The sequence below is a fragment of the Rufibacter roseolus genome, assembly GCF_017916365.1.
GTDB classification, from domain to species: domain Bacteria; phylum Bacteroidota; class Bacteroidia; order Cytophagales; family Hymenobacteraceae; genus Nibribacter; species Nibribacter roseolus.
Map to the genome: position 1 here is coordinate 1,467,357 of NZ_JAFMSU010000002.1, position 22,201 is coordinate 1,489,557.

Here is a 22,201-nt window from a genome sequence, read left to right on the forward strand (position 1 = left end):
AGTATAAAAGACGGAGAGGCCGTCGGTCGCTGCTGGCGTTTACACGTTGTTGTGGCAAATTATTTTTGCTCATTATATAAGCTGTAGTATTTATTAGAATTTTCGAAATCTCCTTTCAATTTGTAGACAGAGGCAAGGTTCTTTAATTCTAATTTTATAAAAGAGGAATCTTTGAAATGTGAGATTTTAAACTCTGCTGCCTTTTTGAAGATGCTGATTGCACTTTCATAGTCTTTTTTCATTACATAAGTAGCTGCCAAGAGGCTAAGACCATTGCCATATCCCTCTTTCTTATTGTTCCTACTAAAGTAGTTAGCTGCAAACAGAGCGTTTTCCGTTGTTGAGTCAAGCTTGCCGAGGTATAAATTCAGAAGAACCCTAGAGGAAACGGCATCAACAATCAAAGAAGAGTCTCCACTAGATTCTCCAAACCTGTGAATCTCATCAATGAGTCCTGTTGCCTTTTCATATTCGAGATTAATTATTGATAAGTCGCAAAGGATGCTCTTTGCCTCATAAAAATCAGTACTATCTATGTCAGGTAATGCCGTGTATTCTTGCAAGGCTCTGTTAATAGCAACAAGAGCAGAATCTTTCCTTCCAGATTCCCTGTAGATGCGGGCAAGAACTTTGTGTGTGTGTGCAGTCGTAATGCCCTTGGTTTTGTACATTGACAGAGCCAATTGAAAATAATGCTCTGCATTTCCATAATCCTTCATGTCCATGTAGACGTAGCCAAGCCTATAATATGACTCTGCTAGAAACATGCTCTCAGGGAATCCCCTTTCACCAAAACTCACCTGCTCTTTGGCAATGGCTAAAGCTTTATTATAATCTTCGTTTTTAGAATATGTCCAATATTCCTCCGTTTTCATTGACCATTTGCTTTCAGTTGGCTCCCCAACAGGTTTACTACAACCAAAAGATGCCACTAAAACAAAAAGGGAAACGAAAATTCTTTTCATATTATTAATTTGCCACAACGGTGTTGTACATAAGGTGAGCAAGGCGTAGCAGAAGCTTTGCTTATATACTGGGTTATGTAGTATTTTATTTCAGCCTTATCCTATTGACCACAGCACTTTTCAAGTTTGGAAACTCTAAGATGAAGGTATAGTCACTTAATCTATCACATGTGTCAATATGCACTTTTTCTATTGTGTCTGCATACCTTTCCAAACCTCTTAAGCTTTTGAGATTTCTGGACCTATCTATGGTAATTTCACTCAAGCCTTTCATACCGTTCAATTTGGTTATATCATTAACGTTTGTCCAGTTGAGACCAAGTTTCTTAGCGTACCTCGGAAAGCTGAAGTCTGAGAAGGATTGATCTTTTGGCTTATGATGCCACAGGTCAAATTTCTCTACACTTTCACAAGTATCTAAGCTTCTATCCTTCTGATGCCACTCAAGAACTAGGGTATTGAGGGAGGGGAAATGAGAAAAATCAATCATTGGTCTCTTTCCCATTACCCCGAAATATTCAGCATTTTCAAGATTATACAAACCCGTTACATCATTCACATTGATGTTCCAGAACCAAAAGAACTTTGCATCTCTGAAGTCTTTCACGAAATCGAAGTCTGCATTTTTGAACCCAAACGTTGAATTGCCAAAAATCCCATTAAAATTTTCCTGTTGGTATTTAGAAATGCATTTCTCCAGCTTATCAGTAACTACTCCTAATGATTTATAGCCTCCCTGTTTCTCTTTATCAATGTAAACATCGTCTTCGGGTACAATAACCATTGTTTGTTTCTATAATTTAAAATGAGGCATAACTGTCTAGTGCATGAGGCGTGCAAGGCCGTTGGCCGTAGCATGGCTTATGCACCTTGTTATGCCACGTTTTTTATTGCGCTTATTCTGATTATCCTAGTTAGCCTATTAAATACTTTATTTGAAATTAATCTAAAATTTAATTCCACGATAACAAACCTCACAAACAAGATTCCTAATAATACAGGAAGAATAAGTTCAATAGGTTTTTCTACTTCTTTTCGTAAAAGTGTCAACAAAATGGAAAGGATTGGAAGCAACATCAAAATTAAGGACAGTATTTTGTATGTAAGATGAAGTCTTATTTCAATTAAACCCACTTTTCCTTGAAAGTCACCACTTAGAACACAAAATGCTCCATACTTTGCAGATGAGATTACCTTAAACCTATTTTCCTTTATCTGCCCAATAAATGCCTTATCCGTCGACTCCAGAACAAGTAAGTCGGTAGGCTTTGTATTTTGTTGTAGATGATTTAAAGCTATTGTAGAATCGTCAGGTAACTCAATTTTGTAAACCCGTGAAGGAAATATATTCATATTATTTAAAATGAGGCATAACGTCTTGGCTAAACGACGGCGACAGCCGTCGGCTGGAGATGACGTTTAGCTCTTGTTGTATGGCGTTGTTCTTCTGCGCTTGCCACGAGCTTTATCTGCTTTTGACCTGTTTTCAGAAAAAGGGCCGCTAATCACCTTCCCGAAGTTCAGTCAATTTTTATCCGTACGTTTTTGGCCTTATTTCAGAAAAACAGGCCGAAAACGTTAATGCGAGAAGTTAGATTATAGTCAGCCGTACAGTTCTTTTATTTAATTTCTTTCAAGTCCGTCTTCAAAATCCAAAGTGAGTTTGGCTTCTCATTGTGGCATTCAAGCCCGTGGCTATTTACATCAATGTCAAATTGGAATAAAACCCTGCTTCCATTCGGGAAGTTTAAGTCTTCTGCGTAATCAGTGACTGTCCCTTCCTCTTCGAGCAACTTCCAATAGTTTTCATTGTCGTCGCAATCTTCCTCTGGGATTCTTGTACCGTTGAAAGATTTAAGAACGTATTTTTTGCCTTTTTCCATTTCTATCAATGCCATACAACGGATAGTATAAACGACGGCGAAGGCCGTCGGCCTTTGCTGACTTTTATACAATGTTGTACCAAGTGTTTCTTTTAGCTTATCCAAGGAGTTTCATAAAACGATTCTACATTGTTTGATTCATCAAAAAAGAATAAATAAATCACACCTGACGATCCTTCATCTCCTAACTTGCTATAAGTCACATGGAGTAGAATGGTATTATTATCTAGTTTGGAAATGATGGTATTTTTGTGGCGGGACTTAGGCAAACAATCCAATTTTAATTTGGAACCAGAATTAGTAGGCTTGTCTTCAAAAGATTTGAAAATTTCACCAATCTTGTCTTTGTCTTGGTTCCACAACTCTTCAAGCTTTACGTTCAGCTTCTTGGCTGTATATATGTTAGCAATCGGGCCATCAAAGCCCCAACCGTCTAAAATCCGATTGTCGAACTTAAATTCAAAGCTTTTTAGGTTTTCATTGTGCTTTAGGTGCCATATTGCCGCTCTAACCTGTTGGCAGGTTATTTCTTCGCTATGTTTTTTGGCAGCGACTTTCTGTCCAAAGTTTAATAAGGGAGTTAGGAGTAGAAGCAAAATGATAAAAGGCTTTTTCATTTTTTACATTTGGTACAACGGACTAGTATAAACGACGGCGAAGGCCGTCGGCCGAGGTGACGTTTATGCCATGTTAGGCCACGTTGTTTTTATTTTGAATTCTTCCATTCTTGAAACCATGTTACCTAAGCCAATCAATATGCCATGATGATTTTCACAAACCAACCATTCATATTTTTTTGAGATAATGTAATATTCGAAATAAGGTAATTCTGCGATAACTTTCTGAATCGGCTTGATGTATCCTTGGAATAACCAAAACTTACTTGGGTCGTGGTAAGAGTCACACGCTACAAACCAGACCTTTTCTTCATAGTCAATTAGCTGGTCAAGAAATTCAAAGGCATTGTCTTGTTCAAAGCTAATTTGGAATTGAGTTCCTTTAAAGCTTTCCCACCACCAGTTAAATTTAGTATTAGAATTCTCTTTTTTTACGAAGGCCCGTTCAATTTTCTGCATGATTGCAGGCCATGCATAAATTCCGACAGCTTCAAAGTCGTCAGATATAATACCTAAAGCATTTGCTATTTTTTGAGCATTTTCTTTGAATCCTGTCATTTTTCAATGTGGCCTAACGTACTTGTGTAAACGACGGCAAGGCCGTCGGCCGATGCTGGCGTTTACACGTGGTTAGGTAAAGTTGTTTTTCTATTTTACAAGCATTCTCACTTTAGCCTCTAATTCTTTACTATTATAGAAGTCCATACATTTCATAATATCTAATCTTTCATCATGCTTGCTTGAATACTTTTTCTTACTGAATTCGAGTGCCATGCTGTCGATTGTTTCCATAGCGTCAATACCGAAATTCCCTGTTTCAAAATATCCTGCGGCACTTCCTTCATTTTCCCAATAGTCCGACTTTGGATTAGATTTATATAGGCATGAGCAAAAAGCCACCCTCTTTAATTTTTCTCTACCCTCGTTTAATTTTCGTCGCTCCTTAATTGTAAACCCAGCTACAAAGAGTAATACAATTGCAAAGAAGATAAATGTCAGCTTTTTCATAATCTTCAATTTTACCTAACGTACTTGTGTAAACGACGGCGAGGCCGTCGGCCGAAGCTGACGTTTACACGTTGTTCTGTGTTGTTTTTGTTTCTTTTACTAATTTAATTAACTTTTCTATTTCAGATTTGTGTGTTTTAGGCCAGTTAATTTCTTCATACGATTTGTCGATAAACTTTAGAATAGCGCGGTAAATCGGTAGAATCAACGAGTTAAAGCTTCCAGTTAGAACAAAGACCTTTCTTCTGTCGGATATATCAGAATTAGCAAAGTAAATACCGATACTATATTCGTTACCGATTCTTTCAAATTCAAAATAGTAGCCTTGGGGTTCTAGATGCCACCAAACTTCTGTTTTTATTCCTTTAATAACATTCCTCAAAGAAGTAATCAACTGGTCAACCGGATTTGCTGGAACGTCCGAAGCTTCAAATTGTAAATCAAAGTTTTCAAAAGCCAAATTCACTGGAAGCCAGCCATGTTCAGGTGCTCCTAATTCTATTTTCAGCTTTTCTCTATTCATAATTTAAATTACACAGAACGGCTTGGCTAAACGGCGGCGAGGCCGTCGGCCGATGCTGCCGTTTAGCTGTTGTTATGCGCTGTTATTCTTTCTTTTTCAAGCTCCCGAAGTAAGTAAACTTAAGGGTACATGCCCTTGGGTCAACAGGAATCAAATCTATTTTTCCTGCAGAACTTTTGCTTGGCTTTATAACTACTTTAGAACCAATAGAGAATTCGTTTGGAGAGTCGGCTCCTTTCTTTGTATTACACAAATTTAAGACTCTTACTGTGTCTCCAGCCTCTGTTCTAACAAGACTTACTAAGGCTGTAGAAATCCGTCCACATAATACAGTTGGCTGTTCATTGAACAAGACTGTTCCAACTATATCCTTCTCTAGTTTATTATACTTCCAGTCCGATTGACAGGATGTTTTCTCTTTACTCAGACTTTTACCTTGTCCGCCTACTGCATTAAAGTGCAAAGCAGCAATCAGAATGAAATAAGGGATTCCCATTAGTCCGTCTTTAATATTTTAATTGCGCATAACGGCTGGGCTAAACGACGGGCGAGGCCGTCGGCCGAAGTCTGATGTTTAGGTGTTGTTAGGGGAAGGTTTTTCTTTATTCTTTTGGGATAATTGCTCCATACCAGTCGCATATTTCAATATTGCTTACCGCCTTTGTAGCTGAAACTTTAAACTCTATCAACGTATGGTCTTTACAATTTACTGAAAGACCACAGGGTACCATCTTAGTGTAACCTCCGCTCGCTTTAGATTCATTTTTCCCATCACTGTCAGTAACAGTCTTTTCTACGGTGTATGCATAAGCAACATAATTACCTACAGGCACTTTGTTGAATTGAAATGTTTTCTTGTTCTCTTTTATGAAAGTTTTGTAAACCTTCTTAGTGGTTGTGTTTTTTATGTATACAAACATCTGAGGGATGTAATGTCCTGGATAACATAGAGTTCCTTTGATAGTCCCAAGTTTATTCCCCTTCTCAAATTTGGGCTTAGAATTGAAGATTAGTAAAACTGCAAGTATTAAAGTCAGTTTCATAGATGATTTCTTAATTTTATATTAATAGTATAACTTACCCCTAACGATTAGTATAAAAAACGTGCAAGGCCGTCGGCCGTAGCATGGTTTTTATACAGTGTTGGCGGGAGTTATTTTTCATTTTTGCTTGCAAGAGAATAATAGTCTATCACTTCTGTATTGGGCCTTTTGTACCCGAATGAAATAAAGAGCTCCTTAAATTTCTTAAAGTCAAAGTAGTTAAACTGGATGAGTTCATAACTTTTCCCCTCCCTTGTGTAAATCACGATGGAGTCCCAATTGGTTCTACCTAATTTTTTACTGGACGGGAAGATGCTTGATATATCTGCTTTAGCAAGGAAATATTTCCTTTGAAGTATTAAGTTTCGGATTACAATTCGCTCGTCGGAAATTCTTATCCATAGGCACTCTGTTAGAACACCTTTTATCATTTGATAGGCCCCTAGAGAAAATAACCAAATAATGAAGAATGTATAGAAAACAAAAACTGCATCCTCTGAAATACCCTCCCATTCTTTTTTTAATATCCAAGAAACCATGAGAATCACCATTCCAACTGAAAAAATGAGGAAGGCTATTCTAAGGATTGGAATCAGAAAATTGAATTTAAGAGTATATTCTTTCATTAAGTTTTAATTACCGCCAACGGACTTGGCTAAACGGCGGGCGAGGCCGTCGGCCGATGCTGGCGTTTAGCTGCTGTTAGCCGTTTGTGCATTCTTCTTTCTCAAAATCCTTCCCTAATTAGTGACCTCTTAGTTGATGCAACAATGAAGACAAATCTTCATTCTCTTTGATAAACTCTAATAAATAAGATTCTGTGATAGTGAATTGCTCATTATTTTTTGTTTTAGTTCTAAGAACCTGTTCGTTATTTTCAGTTATCTGAAAACTATGAATTATCCTGTTTCTTTTACCGATTATTGATGAGAATAATACTGCAATTTTTGTGTCGGAATTTTTAGTTATGGTTTCTTTTACGGGTTGGGACAACTCTCCAGAAGTTCTATCTACTAGTTCATACCAATTATAAGTAGAGTTATCTATTCTCAATATATTTTCGATTACGAATTGATTATTGGAGTTAAACACACAGATTGCAGAGCCTAGCAATTCTCTATACCTTTTTGAAGGCAATGCTTGTCGGCTATATTCTTCGTACATATTAATCTTCTTTTTTGATTTTACTTTTGGTGAGTTATGATTGCATAACGGCTAACGTACTTGGCTAAACGGCGGCGGAGGCCGTCGGCCGATGCTGGCGTTTAGCTGTTGTTAGTGCTTAGTTATTTTTACAGTTGGTGGCAAAAACTTAACACCTCCAAAACCTTCTTTCCAATTAACTGAGTCCGAATTATAGTTTCTGTTGTTCATTTTTGCTTCAAGGACCGCTAATTCCTCTTCGGTTGTTCTTCTGATGGTGTAGTATCTTAATTTTTTCTGTTTAATTACTTTATGAATTGTTTCAAAGTGTTCGTTGTAAATCGAGTCGGTTGGTGATGAGATAGAAACAAATACCTTTTTACCAATGCTACTCGTGTCTTGCACTGTTTCATGTACAAAATCCTCAATAGTTTCATCTGCCAGAACGATAAGGTCGGTTGGCTTTAAGCCAATAAATTCAGGTTTAGAAAAGTCTACTCCATTTCCACATGCCCATAGTTGCATATTATGGCCGTGGTAATATGTTTTCCCAGCATTAGAGATAATAAAGTTATGATGTCCGTAAAATAAGACTGGCGGTGGTGGTGGAGTTGAGCCTGTCGAATCAACAATAGGTTTTTTTATTATGTGATACACGACTTTCTCTTCTTTAATCGCTTTGCCGCATGTAGACAAACCGAGGGCAAAAAGAAAAAAAGTTATGTATCGCTTCATTTTAATTTATAATTAGCACTAACGTATTGGGCTAAACGACGGCGAAGGCCGTCGGCCGAGATGGCGTTTAGCTCTTGTTGGCGGGAGTGTTTCTTTTCTTATGCTTTTGCTCCTTGCCCAAGCCCAAAGATTCTTTTTTCTCCAATGATTATTTCCCAAGGTTCATATCCGCTTGAGTCTGTCAATATTTTAAAGGTTAAATTATTTCCGAATTCAAGGTACAAGTCGCCTGTATTTAGGTTTCTTTCTATTGAGTTCAGGCTACTGTTAAGGAGTGACTTTCTGATTTCGGTTTTTAAATCTATCGGGGTTCTATGCCCGTAAATTTGCCCGTTGTCCTTTGATGTCCATTTTATTCTTCTATTTTCTAATAGTCTCCAGAAGCTTTCAATTTGAACTCTCAAGTCATTTTCAAACACAAGAAGCCACATCCCGCTTTCACTAAAGAAGATGAATTCAGTAAGAGCAAAGCTTCCCTGTAATAACGTTTCCTTATTCATATTTTACATTGCCGCCAACGGTCTCGGCTATGCGGTCGGCTGGGAGACTGAAACGCAGTTTCATGTCGGACGGCAGACCGCTTGCAGGCGGCGATGTAACGTCGGCCTGAATAAAACCCAGCTGCCGTATAGCTATTGTTAGGGTGTGTTTTTCTTCTTTTACTCCTTTTCCACTAACTGATTTCTTTTGTTAGTTGAGCAAATTTTCTTTTCAAGAATATTACAATCAGGATTAATCCTGAAAGTACTAGCAACGATAGCCAAATAGAATCGGTCGTTTTTTCTGGAATTTTATGTCCAGAAGCCATAGCTAACATCCAGAAGAACAAGTCCGCAATAGTTAATAGGATTAGAATTGTCAAAATTATGTTTAGAAGAATCTTCATGAGAGACTTTTCATGTTGTCAGTTTTATGTTACTGTTTTTTTTTAATTTAAATACACCCTAACTACTGTGTATAAGGAGCAATTCCGGTTATTGGCACTTTGGATGGAGTCATGGATACTACTTCCCGCCGTCCCATCCTACCAAATTTCGACCCTAAATCCTTTTGCAAAATACAACTTTCCACAATATACCTGCTGTTGAATATAGTAATTGCTCACAGATTGTCAAGCGGGCTTTTGATCCCCTCAAGGCCGTAGCTGGTGATATGGGTATAAATCTCGGTGGTTTTGCTGCTTTGGTGACCTAGAAGCGCCTGAATGTAGCGCAGATCAGTTCCTTGCTCCAGCAGGTGCGTAGCGAAGGAGTGACGAAGCGAGTGAGGCGTCACCTTCCGGCCCACCCCCGACTTCTCCAGGCAACCATTGAACACGTGGCGGATGCTGTCGGCGGTGTACTGGCCGCCTTGCTGCCCCTCAAAGAGCCATATTTTGGGCCTGTATTTTCTGTAATACGCCCTGAGGCTCTCCAACAGCCTCTTGGAGAGCAGTGTGGTACGGTCCTTCTTGCCCTTACCGCCCCTGATGAGCAGCAGGTTCCGCTCAGATTGCACGTCTGTGACCTTAAGGTTAATGACCTCACCAATCCTAAGTCCCCCGGCGTAGAGCAGTTGCAGCAGACACCGGTGTTTCAGATTCTCAGTAGCAGAAAGAATCCGGGCTACTTCCTCCTTGCTCAGCACCGTGGGCAGCCGGTCCGGCTTTTCAGGGCGCTCTACCCCGTTTAACTCCAGGCTTTGGTGACCCAAAACCCGCTGGTAATAGAACTTGACCGCGTTAATGCTCTGGTTCACAAAAGAAAAAGAGTACGCCTGGCTCTGTACCATCTGCCGGTGGTATTGATTGATCTCCTCTGCCGTAAAAGTGTCTATTTTTCTCATGCCAGAATCGCGGTGGGCGTTAAGAAAACGCACCAGCAGGGAGTGGTAAGTCCGGATGGTGTTCAGGGAATAGTTCAGCAACTGCAGCTTCTCCAGGTAGGTGAGCGGGCAGCTTAGGTAATCACCGTCCTTGTGGTAAGACTGCTCCCAGAGCCTCCGCAGCACCGACATGTCTTTTACTTTCACTGTGGCGCTAAGCCATACGAGGGCCACGCCTTGCAGTCTGTCCAGCAAGGCATGTATTCCCTGGGAGCCGGTATCCAGAGAGAAGCACATTTCCTTGGGTAACCACCTACAGGCACCACTCTCCTTGAGCCTGGCGTAAAGCTCTCTATTATAAGTGAAACCTATATAAGTGAAACCTACTTGCAGCACCTCTTTACCTTCGTGCAACAGGGGTTGGAGTCGCACTACCGGCAAATTGGGCAACTTCCGCAGCGGTTCGGCCTGCCTGTTTTCCCCTGCCACTACGGTCCCCAGGTCTGGCCTAAGTCGCCGGGGCCGGTTCAGGTAACGAGTGTCTACCTGGGCAATCCCTTGGAAGGTCTGGTGCAGCCGCTCAATAGTGTGCTGGGTGCGGTGAGCCACGTAGCACTTATACGTTTTGCTGTACCTGGCCACCCTGGTCTCCTTCAATCTCCTGCTGATGCGTTTGTCCGGCTTGTGCCAGAGGCGGATGAATTGCTTTCCCCCGTGTTCCAGGGGATTGAGGTACAGGACAGGGATGGTTACAACTGGCTGATGCATACTTGTTTGGCTGAAAACACCAAAATAGCCTCTTACCTGGCCTTAGCCGTAAACTACGCGTATATGTCCGTATGTATCCGGATGATACGGATATAACCGTATGTATTCGGATAAGAACGGGTATGGAGAAAATCGGAAAAGTTTGCGGCCATTGTGGTGAGCCCCTTGTGGGCAGGGCAGACAAGCGGTTCTGCTCAGACCAGTGCCGGGCCAGGTCTGGGAACCAGCGCAAGCTGCAGGACCGGGGTGAACGGCTTATGCGGGAGGTGAACAGCGCCTTGCGCCAGAACCGGCAGATTCTGCAACGGTTTAGTCCCCAGAGAAAAACCACTCTCCGCCGCGAAGCGCTGGTGCAGGCGGGCTTTGATTTCCGCTACCTTACCAATCTTTACCGTACCCAGAAAGGAAACACCTATCATTTCTGTTAAGATTATGGCTACCTGCTACTGGAGGAGGAGAAGGTGCTTATTGTGAGTTGGCAGTCTTATATGGAAAGATAAAGTGAATGGCAAGGTCCTTTAGACCAGAACTTCGGAATGGCTTTGGGGTTCAAAACCGGCTTCTTATCTCCCCTACAGCATTCAACCACAGGGGACCTGCCCGGAAACAAAAAAGCAGTACCCAATCTTTTGCAAGTCAGGGTACTGCTTCTGTGGTTTTTAACTCGTTTTTTGAGAAACTGCTCTAAACTAACGGGTAGATGTCAGGCTTACCTTTCCGGTCTGCAGGCCTTTCCCTTTCACGGTCAGCTCCAGGTTTCCGGCTTCCTCAGTGGACTGCACCAGCACCACCAGCTTGCCGCTGAACAGTTTCATGGTGGGCAGGTGGAACTGCTCCAGAGAAGTTGGGTCTCCGTTAGCGGCGGCCCGGTAAGTGCCCTTGCCCTTCACGCTGAAGTCAAGCTGGTTTGTGGACGTGGGGCAAAGGTTACCGTCCTTGTCCACCACTGAGACTGTCACAAAGGAAATGTCTTTACCGTCAGCAGAAATTTGGGTTCTATCAGGCTGCAGCACGATCCGGTGCGGCTTCCCGGCGGTCTTCACCTCCCGCTCGGCCACGGGCTTGCCGTCTTTCCCGAAGGCCACGACCTTCACCGTGCCAGGCTCATATTTCACGTCCGTCCACATGAGGCGGTAGCGGTTCTGCGGGGTGGCCGCGTGCTTCTTCTGCACGCCCATGCTCTTGCCGTTCACAAACAGCTCGGCGCTGTCGTAGTTCGTGTACACGAACACCGGGGTGGTCTGGCCCTCGCGGCCCTCCCAGTTCCAGTGCGGCAGAATGTGCAGGGTCTCCTGTTCCTTGTTCCAGCGGCTGCGGTAGAGGTAGAATCTATCTTTCGGCAACCCAGCCAGGTCATTGATCCCGAAGTAGGAACTGCGCGAAGGCCACTTATCATCGTAAGGAGTGGGCTCGCCCAGGTAGTCGAAGCCCGTCCAGACGAACTCGCCTATAACCCAGGGCTTGTCGTCCTGCAGCACGAAATCATCATCGGGCAGGTTAGACCAGGAGCAGTACTCCAGGTCATAGGAGGAGCTCTGGAAATCGGGGTACTGCTTCTCCACGGCTTTCTCCACGGGGAATTTGTAGATGCCACGGGAGCTTACGGTTGATGCTGTCTCTGAGCCCAGGATGAAGCCCTGCGGGAAGGTTTTGTACGCCTCCTCGTAGAGGTGCACGCGGTAGTTCAGGCCCGGGATGTCCAAAAGAGCCCCGAAACCCGAGGCCATGGTGGCTTTCACCTGGTCCATGCCAACCGTCACCGGGCGGGTAGGGTCCTCGCGGTGGAAGATCTCCTGCAGCCACTTGGCACGTTTCACGCCCTCGGCGCCCCACTGGTCGGGTACCTCGTTGCCCGAGCTCCACATCACGATGGAAGGGTGGTTGCGGGAGGCCCGCACCAGGTTCACGATGTCCTTCTCGGCATACTCCTCAAAAAAGCGGTTGTAGCCGTTCTTCACCTTGGGCTTGGCCCACTCATCAAAGCTCTCGGCCAGGAACATGAAGCCCATCTCATCCGCTAATTCCAATTGCTCCATGGAGGGCATGTTGTGCGAGGAGCGAATGGCATCACAGCCCATGTCTTTCAAAATCCGCAGTTGCCGGCGCAGGGCGGCCTTGTTCACCGCCGCGCCCAGCGGACCCAGGTCGTGGTGCAGGCACACGCCCTTGAACTTGCGCACCTTGCCGTTCAAACTGAAGCCCACGTTGGGTTTGTAGCTGATCTCGCGTATCCCGAATCGGGTAGAGACCTCATCTTTGAGCACATTGCCCGCGTAGAGCCGGGTCACCGCGGTGTAGAGGTAAGGCGTCTCGGGGCTCCACAGCTGGGGGTTACTGACCGCGATGTTCTGCTCAAACTCCTGCCCGAAGAGCTTGCCGGTGCTGTCGGTGGCCACGGTGTTGCCTTTGGCATCCAACACCTGGGTGACCATGCGCAGGTTGCTGCCTGAGACCCTGGTCTTCAAGTTCACCTTGGCCATGTCCTGGGAGATAAAGGGGGTGGTCACGAAAGTGCCCCACTGTTCAATGCTCTCGGGGTTCTTCACGATGACCTGCACCTTGCGGTACAAACCGGCGCCGGGGTACCAGCGCGAGGACTGCCCCTGGTTGCTCAACTGCACGGCCAGCGTATTCTTCTTCCCCTCCTGGATTTGGTCCGTGACGTCGAAGTAGAAGTAGCTGTAGCCGTAGGCCCACTCCCCTACTTTCTGCCCGTTCAGGAATACCTTGGGCTCGCTCATGGCTCCCTCAAAGACGATCAGTACTTTTTGCCCCTTTTTGTAATTCGGGAGCGAAAACTCGTTTCGGTACCAAGCTTCGCCTATGTAAGGCAGCGCGCCGGTGCGGCCGGTTTTTTCAGAGGCTTTCTTCTCATTGTTCTGCTCAATAGCCACTACCTGCTTATCAATTTCCTTGTCAAAAGGGCCGTAAATTGCCCAGTCGTGCGGAACCGTTACCTTCTGCCAACTTCTGTCATTGAAATCTGTGCGGTAGGCCTGGTCATGCTTCCCTTTTCTGAATCGCCAGTTATCGCTTAGCTCCGTCACCACCCGCACCTGGGCCAGGGAAATTTGGGAAACCAAAAGAGACAAAAGGAGCAAATACCTTTTCATCAAATACTTCTTCATAGAAACGCAATTATAGAACTTAGGCTTGATAACGAGCCCACCCCCCTCTAACTGATTTCATAGTCTGGGGTAATGCTTCCGTTACAAGTATCCTACAAATCTACGCAATTGCTTTTCCAATAAAAGGCTGCTTTCCTGTTCAAACCTTCGGTAAGATGGGGTGCTCCATTAGTTGATCTTCCTGATGCAGCTTTGCCTGGCTACCCAGAGTTGCAACTACACCAGATGAAGTAAACCCACCGGCCAAAACCTAAGACCGTTTTGGGCTTCTTTTCATAAAATACCATCAGAAACAGCTTGTCCCGCCCATTCTTTTAAGAAAGACGCCAACCTATCTGTTCGCATATGTGCAACCTGGCTTTTACCTCCACGCCCTCAGGCTGGAAGGAACTACCAGGCTTAGTTCTTGGCCCGTTTGCGTTCTTCGGTGGAGCTGGTTTCCCGGCGGGCAGAGGCTTTCATGTTGCGGTTCCCGAAGTTGCGTGAGTATGTGAGCCGGACCACACGCGGATCAGAGAAAATCCCGTCAAAGCTGGAGTACAGGTTCAACTCCCTCATGTCAGACAATATCCTGAATCGGCTGGTCCAGAAAATATCTTCTATGGATAACCTGAAAACGCCTTTCTCGTCGTCCAACTCTTTCTGGATACCGGCATTGAGCGCCCCTAGAGCCTTAATGTAGGAGATCCCGAACGGCGTGCGGGTTTGGTAGAAACCGGAGAGTTCCAGGGTGAAGTCTTTAGGCAGTTTGAAGGTCTGGTTCAGGTTCACGTTGGCGAAGCCGCTTTTAAGGGTAACCTCCCGGCCATCGTACAGGCCGGTGGTATTGATCCAGGTGGCCATGAGGTTGCTCTGGATCTGCCACCACCGGGTAGGGTTAAATGGCAGCGACAAAGTGAGCGAGTAGTTGCGGCGATGTTTCAGGTTCTCTGCCCGGGCGTACTGCTTGTTCGTGGCCGAGTCCAGGTGGATCTGCCAGGCAATGATGGGCGTTTTGTCATAACTGTAGCCCAAGGTAATGAGGTAAGCGTCCTTGAATCGGTAGGTGGTCTGCAGGGCATCGGTGATGGTGGGCCGCAGGTTGGTGTTGCCAGACAGAAACGTGTTGGGGTCAATAAAGTAGACAAAGGGGGCCAGGTTGTCATAGGTAGGCCGCGTGATACGGCGGCTGTAAGAAACCTGCAGGCTGCTTTTCTTGGAAAAATCTCTGGAGACGAAAATACTGGGGAAGAGATTGCCGTAGCGCCGATCAACAATGGGTTCTTTCTCAATGGTGTGCAGGTCTGTGTGGGTGTATTCATAGCGCAGACCCGTCTGCAACTTCACCTTGAAAGGCAGTTGGTGAGAGAAATTCACGTAGGCCGCGCCAATGTCTTCCAGCATGCGAATGTACTGGCTGAACTCTGCATTGATGGTCCAGACGCCGTCTTTGTAGTCCTGCACCACCACCTGGTTCTTCAGTTGGGAAATGGTCGCCTTTACCCCGATTTCCAGCGTGGTGTTCTCCTTCAGTTTATACCGGTAATCGGCTTTGGACACCCACAGTTGGATGGGCGTGGTTTTCTTCATTGTCAACTGCTGGTCTTTGGTTTCTGCGGGAGCGTAAAAGGTAAAGGCATTGCTGTATTGGTGCGGGTTTCTGTCGTGGTAAAACAGGAGATCGGTATCCAGGCTGAATTCCTGGTTGGGTGTTAATTTGTGGCTCAGGTTCAGGTTTCCCATGAGGTGGCGCCAGTGGTTCACCTCTACGTGCCGCGTACTTACCGCCGATTCCAATACGCCGTTCACTACGGTCTGCGAGGATCCCTGCTCATCTCTGGGGCCTGTTTCCCATCTATCGCTGAATCCAGACACCAATCCGCTCAGGGTGGTTTTGGGAGAAATGGTATAGTCAAACCCCGCACGGGCCGTATGATTGGCGATGATGGGCTGGCGACGGTTGGCGCTGGTGGTCTGCTTTATTTGCCCTTCGTAAGAAACCTCCCTGAAGGTCTCAATGCGTTCATATGAATGGTTGCGCAGGAAAGAGTAGTCAGTGTACAGGTTCAGCTTTTCGGTGCGATGGTTCAGGTTGAAGGTACCCGCCGGTTTTTCATACCAGCCGTAGCCCATGGTAAGAGAATAAGCTCCGTTGGTGCCGTAGTCCTCGTTCTTTTTCAACACCAGGTTAATGATCCCGGCATTTCCCTCGGCATCATACTGGACCGAGGGGGTGGTGATGATCTCTATTTTCTCAATGTTGCCGGCGTTCATCCCGCTCAGCATCTGGATCACCGCCGAGATAGGCACCCGGCTCTGCTTCCCGTTGATCATGACCACTACGCCATCTTTCCCGGCAATGCTCATGCTATTGCTTTGCCGGTTCACGGTAATGCCCGGCGAACGCTCCAGCACCTCCAGCGCCGTTGCTCCTGCAGACACAATACTCCCCTCCACATTCACCACCAGGCGGTCAAGCTGTTGCTCAAACAAGGGCTTCTGCCCCACCACTTTCACCTCCTTCAGGGTAATACCTCCGCCCGCCAAAACCAGGTTGATCTCTTTTTGGCCGTTTTCAGAATTTGCCACCGAAAACGCCGGACTGAAGGTTTTCCCGTACCCCACCATGGTGGCGGCCACCATGTAATGGCCCGGCTTCACGTTCTCGAACAGGTAGGTGCCGTTTTCCCTGGCCAGCACACCTTTGACCAGCACCGAGTCCGTACCGTTCAGCAGCAGCACATTGGCAAAAGGCATGGCCTCACCGGTCTTCTCCCCTACTTTCCCTGAAATGGTGAACTGGCCCATAGCACTGTGGCACATCAGCAGAAAGGCCAGCAAAAAGATGAACCTTGATTTGTAGAATTGTTCCATTGATCAGCTACCAGAAGTCCCCATAAAGGAGGTGGATACAAATACCAGGAGCAGTTTATCTGAGGCCGAAGCACTCCATTGGGAATGAGCAATTAAAGTTCTGTTGAGATCTGATAGAACGGAAAGCCTGATGAAAGCTCAATGAAAACTGTTTTTCAGAAATGCATGCTCCCCAGAACTGAGACAGCATGAAACTGGGACAAGGCGGCCAATGCTTTTTGCCAGGCAACCAAACCCACCTTTGGCAAAAACGAAAAGTATAACTTACTCTAATAAAGTTAACATAAATTCAAAAATCTTCTACTTTGATTGGTAAAAAGATGACTGGGTACTTCAAAAGATAAGAGTCTCATGAGTTAAGGATAAGAATCAATTACGAAGCCCTTATCAAGCCCAATCTGCTTTGTCCCACAGCCCAACCTTGTTTAGCCAGGAAGGTCTGGGTTGTGAAAGAAATCTCAGGCTGCATGGACCTAAAAACAAAAGACCTCCCAGGTAGAGAGGTCTTTTATTTGGTGATAGTATTTTGGGCCTGTTTTCCAGAAAAGGGCTCCTAAACGGAAAAGCTATTTGGTTCTAGTGGGTTTCTGGCCTGGATGATAGGTGGCTTCGGCGCGTTTCTCCACATCCTCGCGGTAGTAGGCCACGTCTTTGAACTGGACATCGGCGTAGCGTTGGGCCTGGTCAGAGAAGTGGGGCGATTTAGGGTCGCCGCTCTGGCCGCCGGCCAACAGGGTTTTGGCCTTCACTTTGTCGCCGAACTCCACCACTGCCACAAAGCTGTTGCCAAGCGTGCCGTACAGGCGTTTGGTGTTGTAAGCGCTAGACCCGAAGGAAGCCAGCGCGCCCCAGTTCCCTGAAGCCATACCCACCGGAATGCTGGGCGCCGCGTCATTGAAGGGCTGCTTGATGTCGCCGGTGAGGCGCTGGTAACGGTTGATCTCGCCCCAGGGCGTTCTCCAGTTCCCGAAGTCCTTTTCCACCTGCGCCACGGTCTGGGAGAAAATCTCCAGGCGCTCTTTCTCGGGAGCAGTGTTGGCATAGTAGGTGATGCGGTCAATCAGACTCAGGCCCTGCGGCGCGCTGCCATTCTTGAACAGGTTGGTGGCGTAGAAATGCGCCAGGGACATAGGAACGGATTCTTTTGAAACGGCAAAATCCCAGTTGCGCATCACGTCAAGGGCTTCCTTCAATCTGGGATCATTGGGTTTCTGGGCATCATAGGCTTTCACCAGACCTGGGATCAGGACCTCAAACGCGGGCAGGTACGGGTCATAGGCCAGCTTGATGAGCTTGTCCAGGGTAAGGTCATTCGCTTTCTTCAGGAGACGCACCGCGTGGATACCCCGGAAATTCTCCGGCGACTGGCCCATGTACACGGGGTAGTTTTCCTTTTTGGGACTGTATTCGCCGGCGCTGGTGAACGGGGTGGAATTGCAGTTCTGGATCCAGCCGTTGGCCGGGTTGGTGACAATGATGGTTTCCTCCAGCGGGTGGATTCCCTGCCAATCGGTTTTGGGGTTTGAGCCATCCACCGGTTTGGTGTAGTCAAAAGCCGGGTCGCGGCGCGGGAAGAAGTTGCCGTGGTAATAGGCAATGTTGCCGTCGGCATCGGCGTAGACGGTGCCGTTGGAGGAATTCGTCCTGATCTTCATCATCTCGTTGAACTCCTTCAGGTTGCTTTTCTTCGTGCGGGTGTAAGATTGGGTCAGCGCCTCAACGGGTTTCCACATGAGGGCCGTGGCCACCCATTTGTCGCCGTTCTGGTGCGTGATGGGCCCATGGTGCGTCCGGAACGTGGTGAAGGTTTTCTCTTTCACCTCGCCGCCGTCTTTATAGGCCAGGGTCACTTTAGACGAGGTCACCGGCCGCTTCTCACTGCCGTACTGGTAGAACAGCTTGCCGTTCTCCTTCACAATGGTTTCCTCAAACTCGTCAATCACATCGGCGTAGGCCGAGGTATGCATCCAGCCGGTTTTCTCGTTGAAGCCTTGGTAGATGAAGAACTGTCCCCAGGTCACGGCGCCGTAGGCATTGAGGCCTTCCTCACTTACGGCATGTACCTCGCCCCGGAAGAAGAAGGACGTATGCGGGTTGATCAGGAGCATGGCCTTGCCAGAGGCGGTGTGCTTGCCCGAGATGGTGAAGCCGTTGGAGCCTTTCGGCTCGGCCAGCAGCGCCGGGTGCTCCAGCCCGTCGCCGAAGGAGTTGTAGCCGAGTGATTTGTTGGACTCATAAAACGCCTTGATGCGGGCCGTGGACACGCTTTCAATATCGCCGCCAATGGAGCCTTCAGAGAAGTACATGGGCATCCAGGGCTCAAAATGGGTGAGCAGTTTGGGTTTCACCTCGGGGTGCGTGTGCAGGTAATAGTTGATACCGTCGGCGAAGGCGTTGCAAAGTGTTTTGAGCCAGGCCGGGCTTTTCTCGTAGTTCCGGATGGCTTCCTCTTTGGTCATGTACAGGCGTGCCCGCAGGTCGCTGTAGAGCATCTCCTCGCCTTCCACCTCAGCCAGGCGGCCGATGGCCCACAGGTAGTTGCGCTCCACCCGGTTGAAGTCATCCTCGCACTGCGCGTACAGCAACCCGAAAACCGCATCGGCATCGGTTTTGCCGTAGATGTGCGGCACCCCGAAATCATCGCGGATAATGGTGACGCGGGCGGCCTGCTGCTCCCATTTCTCCACCTGTTTCGCGGAGACGGCTTTTTCACTGGAGGCGCAGGAGAAAAGCAGGGAAATGAAAAGGAATACCAGAGTTGTATTCTTTCTGAAGTAATGCATGGGTTGTTGAAAGGTGGTATAGTCAGTCTGCCAATTTAGCCTCTTTTGCTGAAAATGCCCACAAAACGCCACCACCTGATGTAAATAACACTCCTAAAAAATAAGGTTAATTCATTATCATGAGTACCTGGTTCAAGTTTCCAAATGGGACCTATATTGGCCGGAAGTTTGCAACCTCCTTGAGGCAAAAGCATCAACCTGCTTCGCTGATGTTATTACTCAAGCATACCAGAACTGCCCATACATTAGCCACAACCTAGTGAAGTCTTAAGGTTTGCGTTTCATGGCTGTTTTGTCAAAATATTGGTTCAGGCGCCTGGCGCATGGGAAGAATCTAGCCCTGGATGATCTTTGAGATGGCCATGGATCAAGGCTTTGGTATTGGCCTTGGCTAACATGTTGTCTGACTTTTGTTTTAGGGCTACCATGGTTTGCCGCAGTTCTTTGTATTTAACCCAATCAAACCTGATGAGAAAGTCAGCGGCGCCTTTCACCCCCAACTCAAACAAGCGGAGTTTCTGCGCATCAGGCATCCGGAAGTCAAACCAGGTGAACTCGTCGGTATCCAGAAAGGCCACCAGGTGCCGGTAGTCTGGGTTACGGGCAATGAAGTCATAGTCGTGCACATGGCGGGCCGAGTCAAAGATGGCGCCTATTAGGTTCGTCACGGTTTTGATGCGCCTTGGTTCATTACGGTCCACGCCCAGCTGCACCCCAAAGGTAGGCGCCTGCGGGACTTTGTTATGGTTGTGGAACAAATCAATGGGGAAGTTTGAGTTGATTCCGCCGTCAATGAAATAGACTTCTTCCGGCACGTTGCCGGTGTAGCCCACTTTGTTCCACCTGTCCAGGGCCGCCAACCCCTTGGGCAGGTTTCTCACCACAAACGGCTGGTAAAACAAGGGAATGGCCATAGAGGCCCGCACAAAATCTGCCGGGTTCACCTGGCTGGGGTTTGCCCAATACAGATTGGCCATGGCCGGGAAATCCACCTTGGTCTGGGTGGTGACATCGGCGGCCACTAAGGCCAGCCGGCCCGCGGAATCTGAGACATAGGGCGTGCCGTCGCGGTGGATAAGGCGTTCATTGCCCTGCGCCCTGAGGGCCTCCAGTTTGCCCCAGGTGTCTACCCCTTTCACCTTCAGCTGGGCCGTGAGCCATTCATGGAAATGCCGGCCGGGGTTCAGCCCGAAGTCATTCCGGAGGTTGTCTATGACCTGAGCCCCTTTCCAGGTGAGTTTCACCAGGCCGCTGCCTTCTACCCAAGCCTCAATAAAATCCCTGGCGTCTGAGTCGCCGTCTACAAAGTCATAGAAGTTCTTATTGGCCATGATCTGCAGAATCCAGTCGCTGGCCGGTTGGTATTTGGGTCCGGCCGCGGCCATAAGCAGAGCGTTGATAGATCCCGCCGAAGTGCCGCCCAAGCGCAGAAACCTGATGCCCATCTGCTCCAGCACATATACGTAACCCACCAAGGCAATCCCCAGCATGCCGCCGCCTTCCATGACCAGGTCCACGTACTGGTGCCCATCCCCGTCTACCACGTCTGAGAAGGTTTTATCTTTCACCCGCTCGCGCAGTTGGGTCAAGGTAGACTGCACCAGCCCATTCTCGGTTGTAAACTGTTCAATCCTCATCTTTCAAACACTTAAGTTCTGGGTACCTGGTCTTTTGTTGGTGTCAGCACGGAGATTCATAGATGTAATGATGCCTCTGTTGCTGAATCTAATATAAAGACCAGCAATGACTTATCTATGCCCTACTCTGATGAAACGAAGGATAAAAAAAAGCCTCTGCTTCCATGAAAGCGGAACAGAGGCTTATGCGTTTTGAGGCTGTTTTTCAGAAAATGTACCTGATCTGGCACCACGGAATCACTTCCTGCTGCAGCTTTTTGAATTCAGAAATCCACTGGGCTTTGAGCTGGTATTGGTAGCGCACGTTGATGCCGCCAAACTGACTTTGCTTAGTCTCCTGAATGGCAGGGGCCCAGATCATGTCCTCGGCTTTAGGGTTGATAGACAGGTTGATCTCGTGCTGCCACTGGTTGTGGGTAAGGAAAATGACTTCGCAACTCATGGTCTCCTTCAGCTTGGGAGGCACCACCTCATTCAATTGCTCAAACAGTTCGCGGTAATCGTCCAGCCAGCCTTCATACACAATCACCGGCGAGAAATTTACGTGCACGTCATAACCGGCCTGGTAGAAGTCGTTGATGGCGGACAGGCGCTTGGCCAGACTATCGGTGCGCACGTCTACCAGCTTGCTTACTTTCTGGGGCAGCAGACTGAACCTGATCCGGGTCTTGCCCTGCGGATCATAGTCCAGCATCTGCGGGTTCACAAACTTGGTTGCGAAGGTGGCAAACGCTTTGGGATGGTCCCGGAAGAACCGGATGGCCGTCTCCACACCATCAGAGATAGAAGCATCCACCGACACGTCTGAGTTACACCCGATGTCATATGTATAGAACTGAGCGTGCGTCTGGTTAGGGACCTTAGGCCAGGGCTGCTTCTGCACGTGCTTGTTTACGGCGGCCAGAATCTCCTCGGTATTGGTGAACAATGTGATGGGGTTGACGGTCTTGTTGCGGTCAACGTAGCAATAGGCACAAGCCCCCAGACACCCATTGGCCAGGCTAGGCGCGATGAAATCTGAGCTGCGACCGCTCTCCCTACACACCAACGTTTTCAGGCGGCCCAGCACCAACACATCTGATTTCACCTGGTAGTGGTTCCCCTCCAAAGCCGGCAACCGGTTATGCTGCGCAATGGCCTGCGGCACCGCGTCTGGATAGGTGAGCAAAGCCTTCTGCCCGCGCTCATTCAGGGCATCGGGGGTATAAAGAATAGTGGACGGATTGAATTTCTGCATACCCTTTTACAACAGCTGCAACAGTGTTCCGGTTCAGGAAAATATATTTACAACCTATTGATAAATAACTATTTA

Annotated in this window: 21 protein-coding genes; 1 reads left to right on the top strand and 20 read right to left on the bottom strand. The window is 47.2% G+C overall.

Going from position 1 to position 22,201, the window contains the following annotated elements; genetic code table 11:
* Window positions 1-59: 59 nt before the first annotated feature.
* The 15 genes from J3P35_RS14970 to J3P35_RS15040 all read right to left on the bottom strand — a co-directional run bounded on the left by J3P35_RS14970 (window position 60) and on the right by J3P35_RS15040 (window position 10,488).
* Window positions 60-965 (bottom strand): tetratricopeptide repeat protein, encoded by a 906-nt coding sequence (locus tag J3P35_RS14970; protein WP_210465375.1) that lies wholly within the window; start codon window positions 963-965, stop codon window positions 60-62.
* 85 nt (window positions 966-1,050) lie between these two features.
* On the bottom strand, window positions 1,051-1,749 hold the full coding sequence (locus J3P35_RS14975) for a hypothetical protein (protein WP_210465376.1): 699 nt from the start codon (window positions 1,747-1,749) through the stop codon (window positions 1,051-1,053).
* A gap of 89 nt (window positions 1,750-1,838) precedes the next feature.
* Window positions 1,839-2,318: a hypothetical protein gene (locus J3P35_RS14980; RefSeq protein WP_210465377.1), complete on the bottom strand. Its 480-nt coding sequence runs from the start codon at window positions 2,316-2,318 to the stop codon at window positions 1,839-1,841.
* A 266-nt stretch (window positions 2,319-2,584) separates the two neighbouring features.
* Entirely contained in the window at window positions 2,585-2,863 is a 279-nt protein-coding gene (locus tag J3P35_RS14985; protein WP_210465378.1) for a hypothetical protein, read from the bottom strand.
* 77 nt (window positions 2,864-2,940) lie between these two features.
* On the bottom strand, window positions 2,941-3,465 hold the full coding sequence (locus tag J3P35_RS14990; protein WP_210465379.1) for a hypothetical protein: 525 nt from the start codon (window positions 3,463-3,465) through the stop codon (window positions 2,941-2,943).
* Between the two features lie 63 nt (window positions 3,466-3,528).
* Window positions 3,529-4,023, bottom strand: coding sequence for a DUF6756 family protein (locus tag J3P35_RS14995; RefSeq protein WP_210465380.1), 495 nt, complete (start codon window positions 4,021-4,023; stop codon window positions 3,529-3,531).
* A gap of 90 nt (window positions 4,024-4,113) precedes the next feature.
* Window positions 4,114-4,473 (bottom strand): hypothetical protein, encoded by a 360-nt coding sequence (locus J3P35_RS15000; RefSeq protein WP_210465381.1) that lies wholly within the window; start codon window positions 4,471-4,473, stop codon window positions 4,114-4,116.
* Between the two features lie 64 nt (window positions 4,474-4,537).
* Complete coding sequence (locus J3P35_RS15005; protein WP_210465382.1) at window positions 4,538-4,996, bottom strand: hypothetical protein; 459 nt, start codon at window positions 4,994-4,996, stop codon at window positions 4,538-4,540.
* A gap of 82 nt (window positions 4,997-5,078) precedes the next feature.
* Window positions 5,079-5,492 (bottom strand): hypothetical protein, encoded by a 414-nt coding sequence (locus J3P35_RS15010; protein WP_210465383.1) that lies wholly within the window; start codon window positions 5,490-5,492, stop codon window positions 5,079-5,081.
* 106 nt (window positions 5,493-5,598) lie between these two features.
* On the bottom strand, window positions 5,599-6,039 hold the full coding sequence (locus tag J3P35_RS15015) for a hypothetical protein (RefSeq protein WP_210465384.1): 441 nt from the start codon (window positions 6,037-6,039) through the stop codon (window positions 5,599-5,601).
* 110 nt (window positions 6,040-6,149) lie between these two features.
* Window positions 6,150-6,665, bottom strand: coding sequence for a hypothetical protein (locus tag J3P35_RS15020; protein WP_210465385.1), 516 nt, complete (start codon window positions 6,663-6,665; stop codon window positions 6,150-6,152).
* Window positions 6,666-6,783: 118 nt separating this feature from the next.
* Window positions 6,784-7,203 (bottom strand): hypothetical protein, encoded by a 420-nt coding sequence (locus J3P35_RS15025; protein ID WP_210465386.1) that lies wholly within the window; start codon window positions 7,201-7,203, stop codon window positions 6,784-6,786.
* A 111-nt stretch (window positions 7,204-7,314) separates the two neighbouring features.
* Window positions 7,315-7,917 (bottom strand): hypothetical protein, encoded by a 603-nt coding sequence (locus J3P35_RS15030; RefSeq protein WP_210465387.1) that lies wholly within the window; start codon window positions 7,915-7,917, stop codon window positions 7,315-7,317.
* A gap of 98 nt (window positions 7,918-8,015) precedes the next feature.
* Window positions 8,016-8,417, bottom strand: coding sequence for a hypothetical protein (locus J3P35_RS15035; RefSeq protein ID WP_210465388.1), 402 nt, complete (start codon window positions 8,415-8,417; stop codon window positions 8,016-8,018).
* A 601-nt stretch (window positions 8,418-9,018) separates the two neighbouring features.
* The gene (locus tag J3P35_RS15040) at window positions 9,019-10,488 is read right to left on the bottom strand and encodes a tyrosine-type recombinase/integrase (protein WP_246850233.1); all 1,470 of its coding nucleotides are present in this window, start codon (window positions 10,486-10,488) and stop codon (window positions 9,019-9,021) included.
* Window positions 10,489-10,610: 122 nt separating this feature from the next.
* Here J3P35_RS15040 and J3P35_RS15045 point away from each other — a divergent pair, with 122 nt between their 5' ends.
* Window positions 10,611-10,916, top strand: coding sequence for a hypothetical protein (locus J3P35_RS15045; RefSeq protein WP_210465389.1), 306 nt, complete (start codon window positions 10,611-10,613; stop codon window positions 10,914-10,916).
* Window positions 10,917-11,177: 261 nt separating this feature from the next.
* On the opposite strand, the gene galB is transcribed toward J3P35_RS15045, so the two are convergent.
* The 5 genes from galB to J3P35_RS15070 all read right to left on the bottom strand — a co-directional run bounded on the left by galB (window position 11,178) and on the right by J3P35_RS15070 (window position 22,126).
* A complete protein-coding gene (gene galB, locus J3P35_RS15050) occupies window positions 11,178-13,601 on the bottom strand; it encodes a beta-galactosidase GalB (RefSeq protein WP_210465390.1) in 2,424 nt (807 codons plus the stop codon).
* 414 nt (window positions 13,602-14,015) lie between these two features.
* Entirely contained in the window at window positions 14,016-16,469 is a 2,454-nt protein-coding gene (locus J3P35_RS15055) for an outer membrane beta-barrel protein (protein ID WP_210465391.1), read from the bottom strand.
* A gap of 566 nt (window positions 16,470-17,035) precedes the next feature.
* Window positions 17,036-19,252: an acylase gene (locus J3P35_RS15060; RefSeq protein ID WP_210465392.1), complete on the bottom strand. Its 2,217-nt coding sequence runs from the start codon at window positions 19,250-19,252 to the stop codon at window positions 17,036-17,038.
* 308 nt (window positions 19,253-19,560) lie between these two features.
* Window positions 19,561-20,889, bottom strand: a complete 1,329-nt coding sequence (locus J3P35_RS15065; protein ID WP_210465393.1) for a patatin-like phospholipase family protein — start codon at window positions 20,887-20,889, stop codon at window positions 19,561-19,563.
* 205 nt (window positions 20,890-21,094) lie between these two features.
* Window positions 21,095-22,126: a spore photoproduct lyase family protein gene (locus J3P35_RS15070; protein ID WP_210465394.1), complete on the bottom strand. Its 1,032-nt coding sequence runs from the start codon at window positions 22,124-22,126 to the stop codon at window positions 21,095-21,097.
* Window positions 22,127-22,201: the final 75 nt, after the last annotated feature.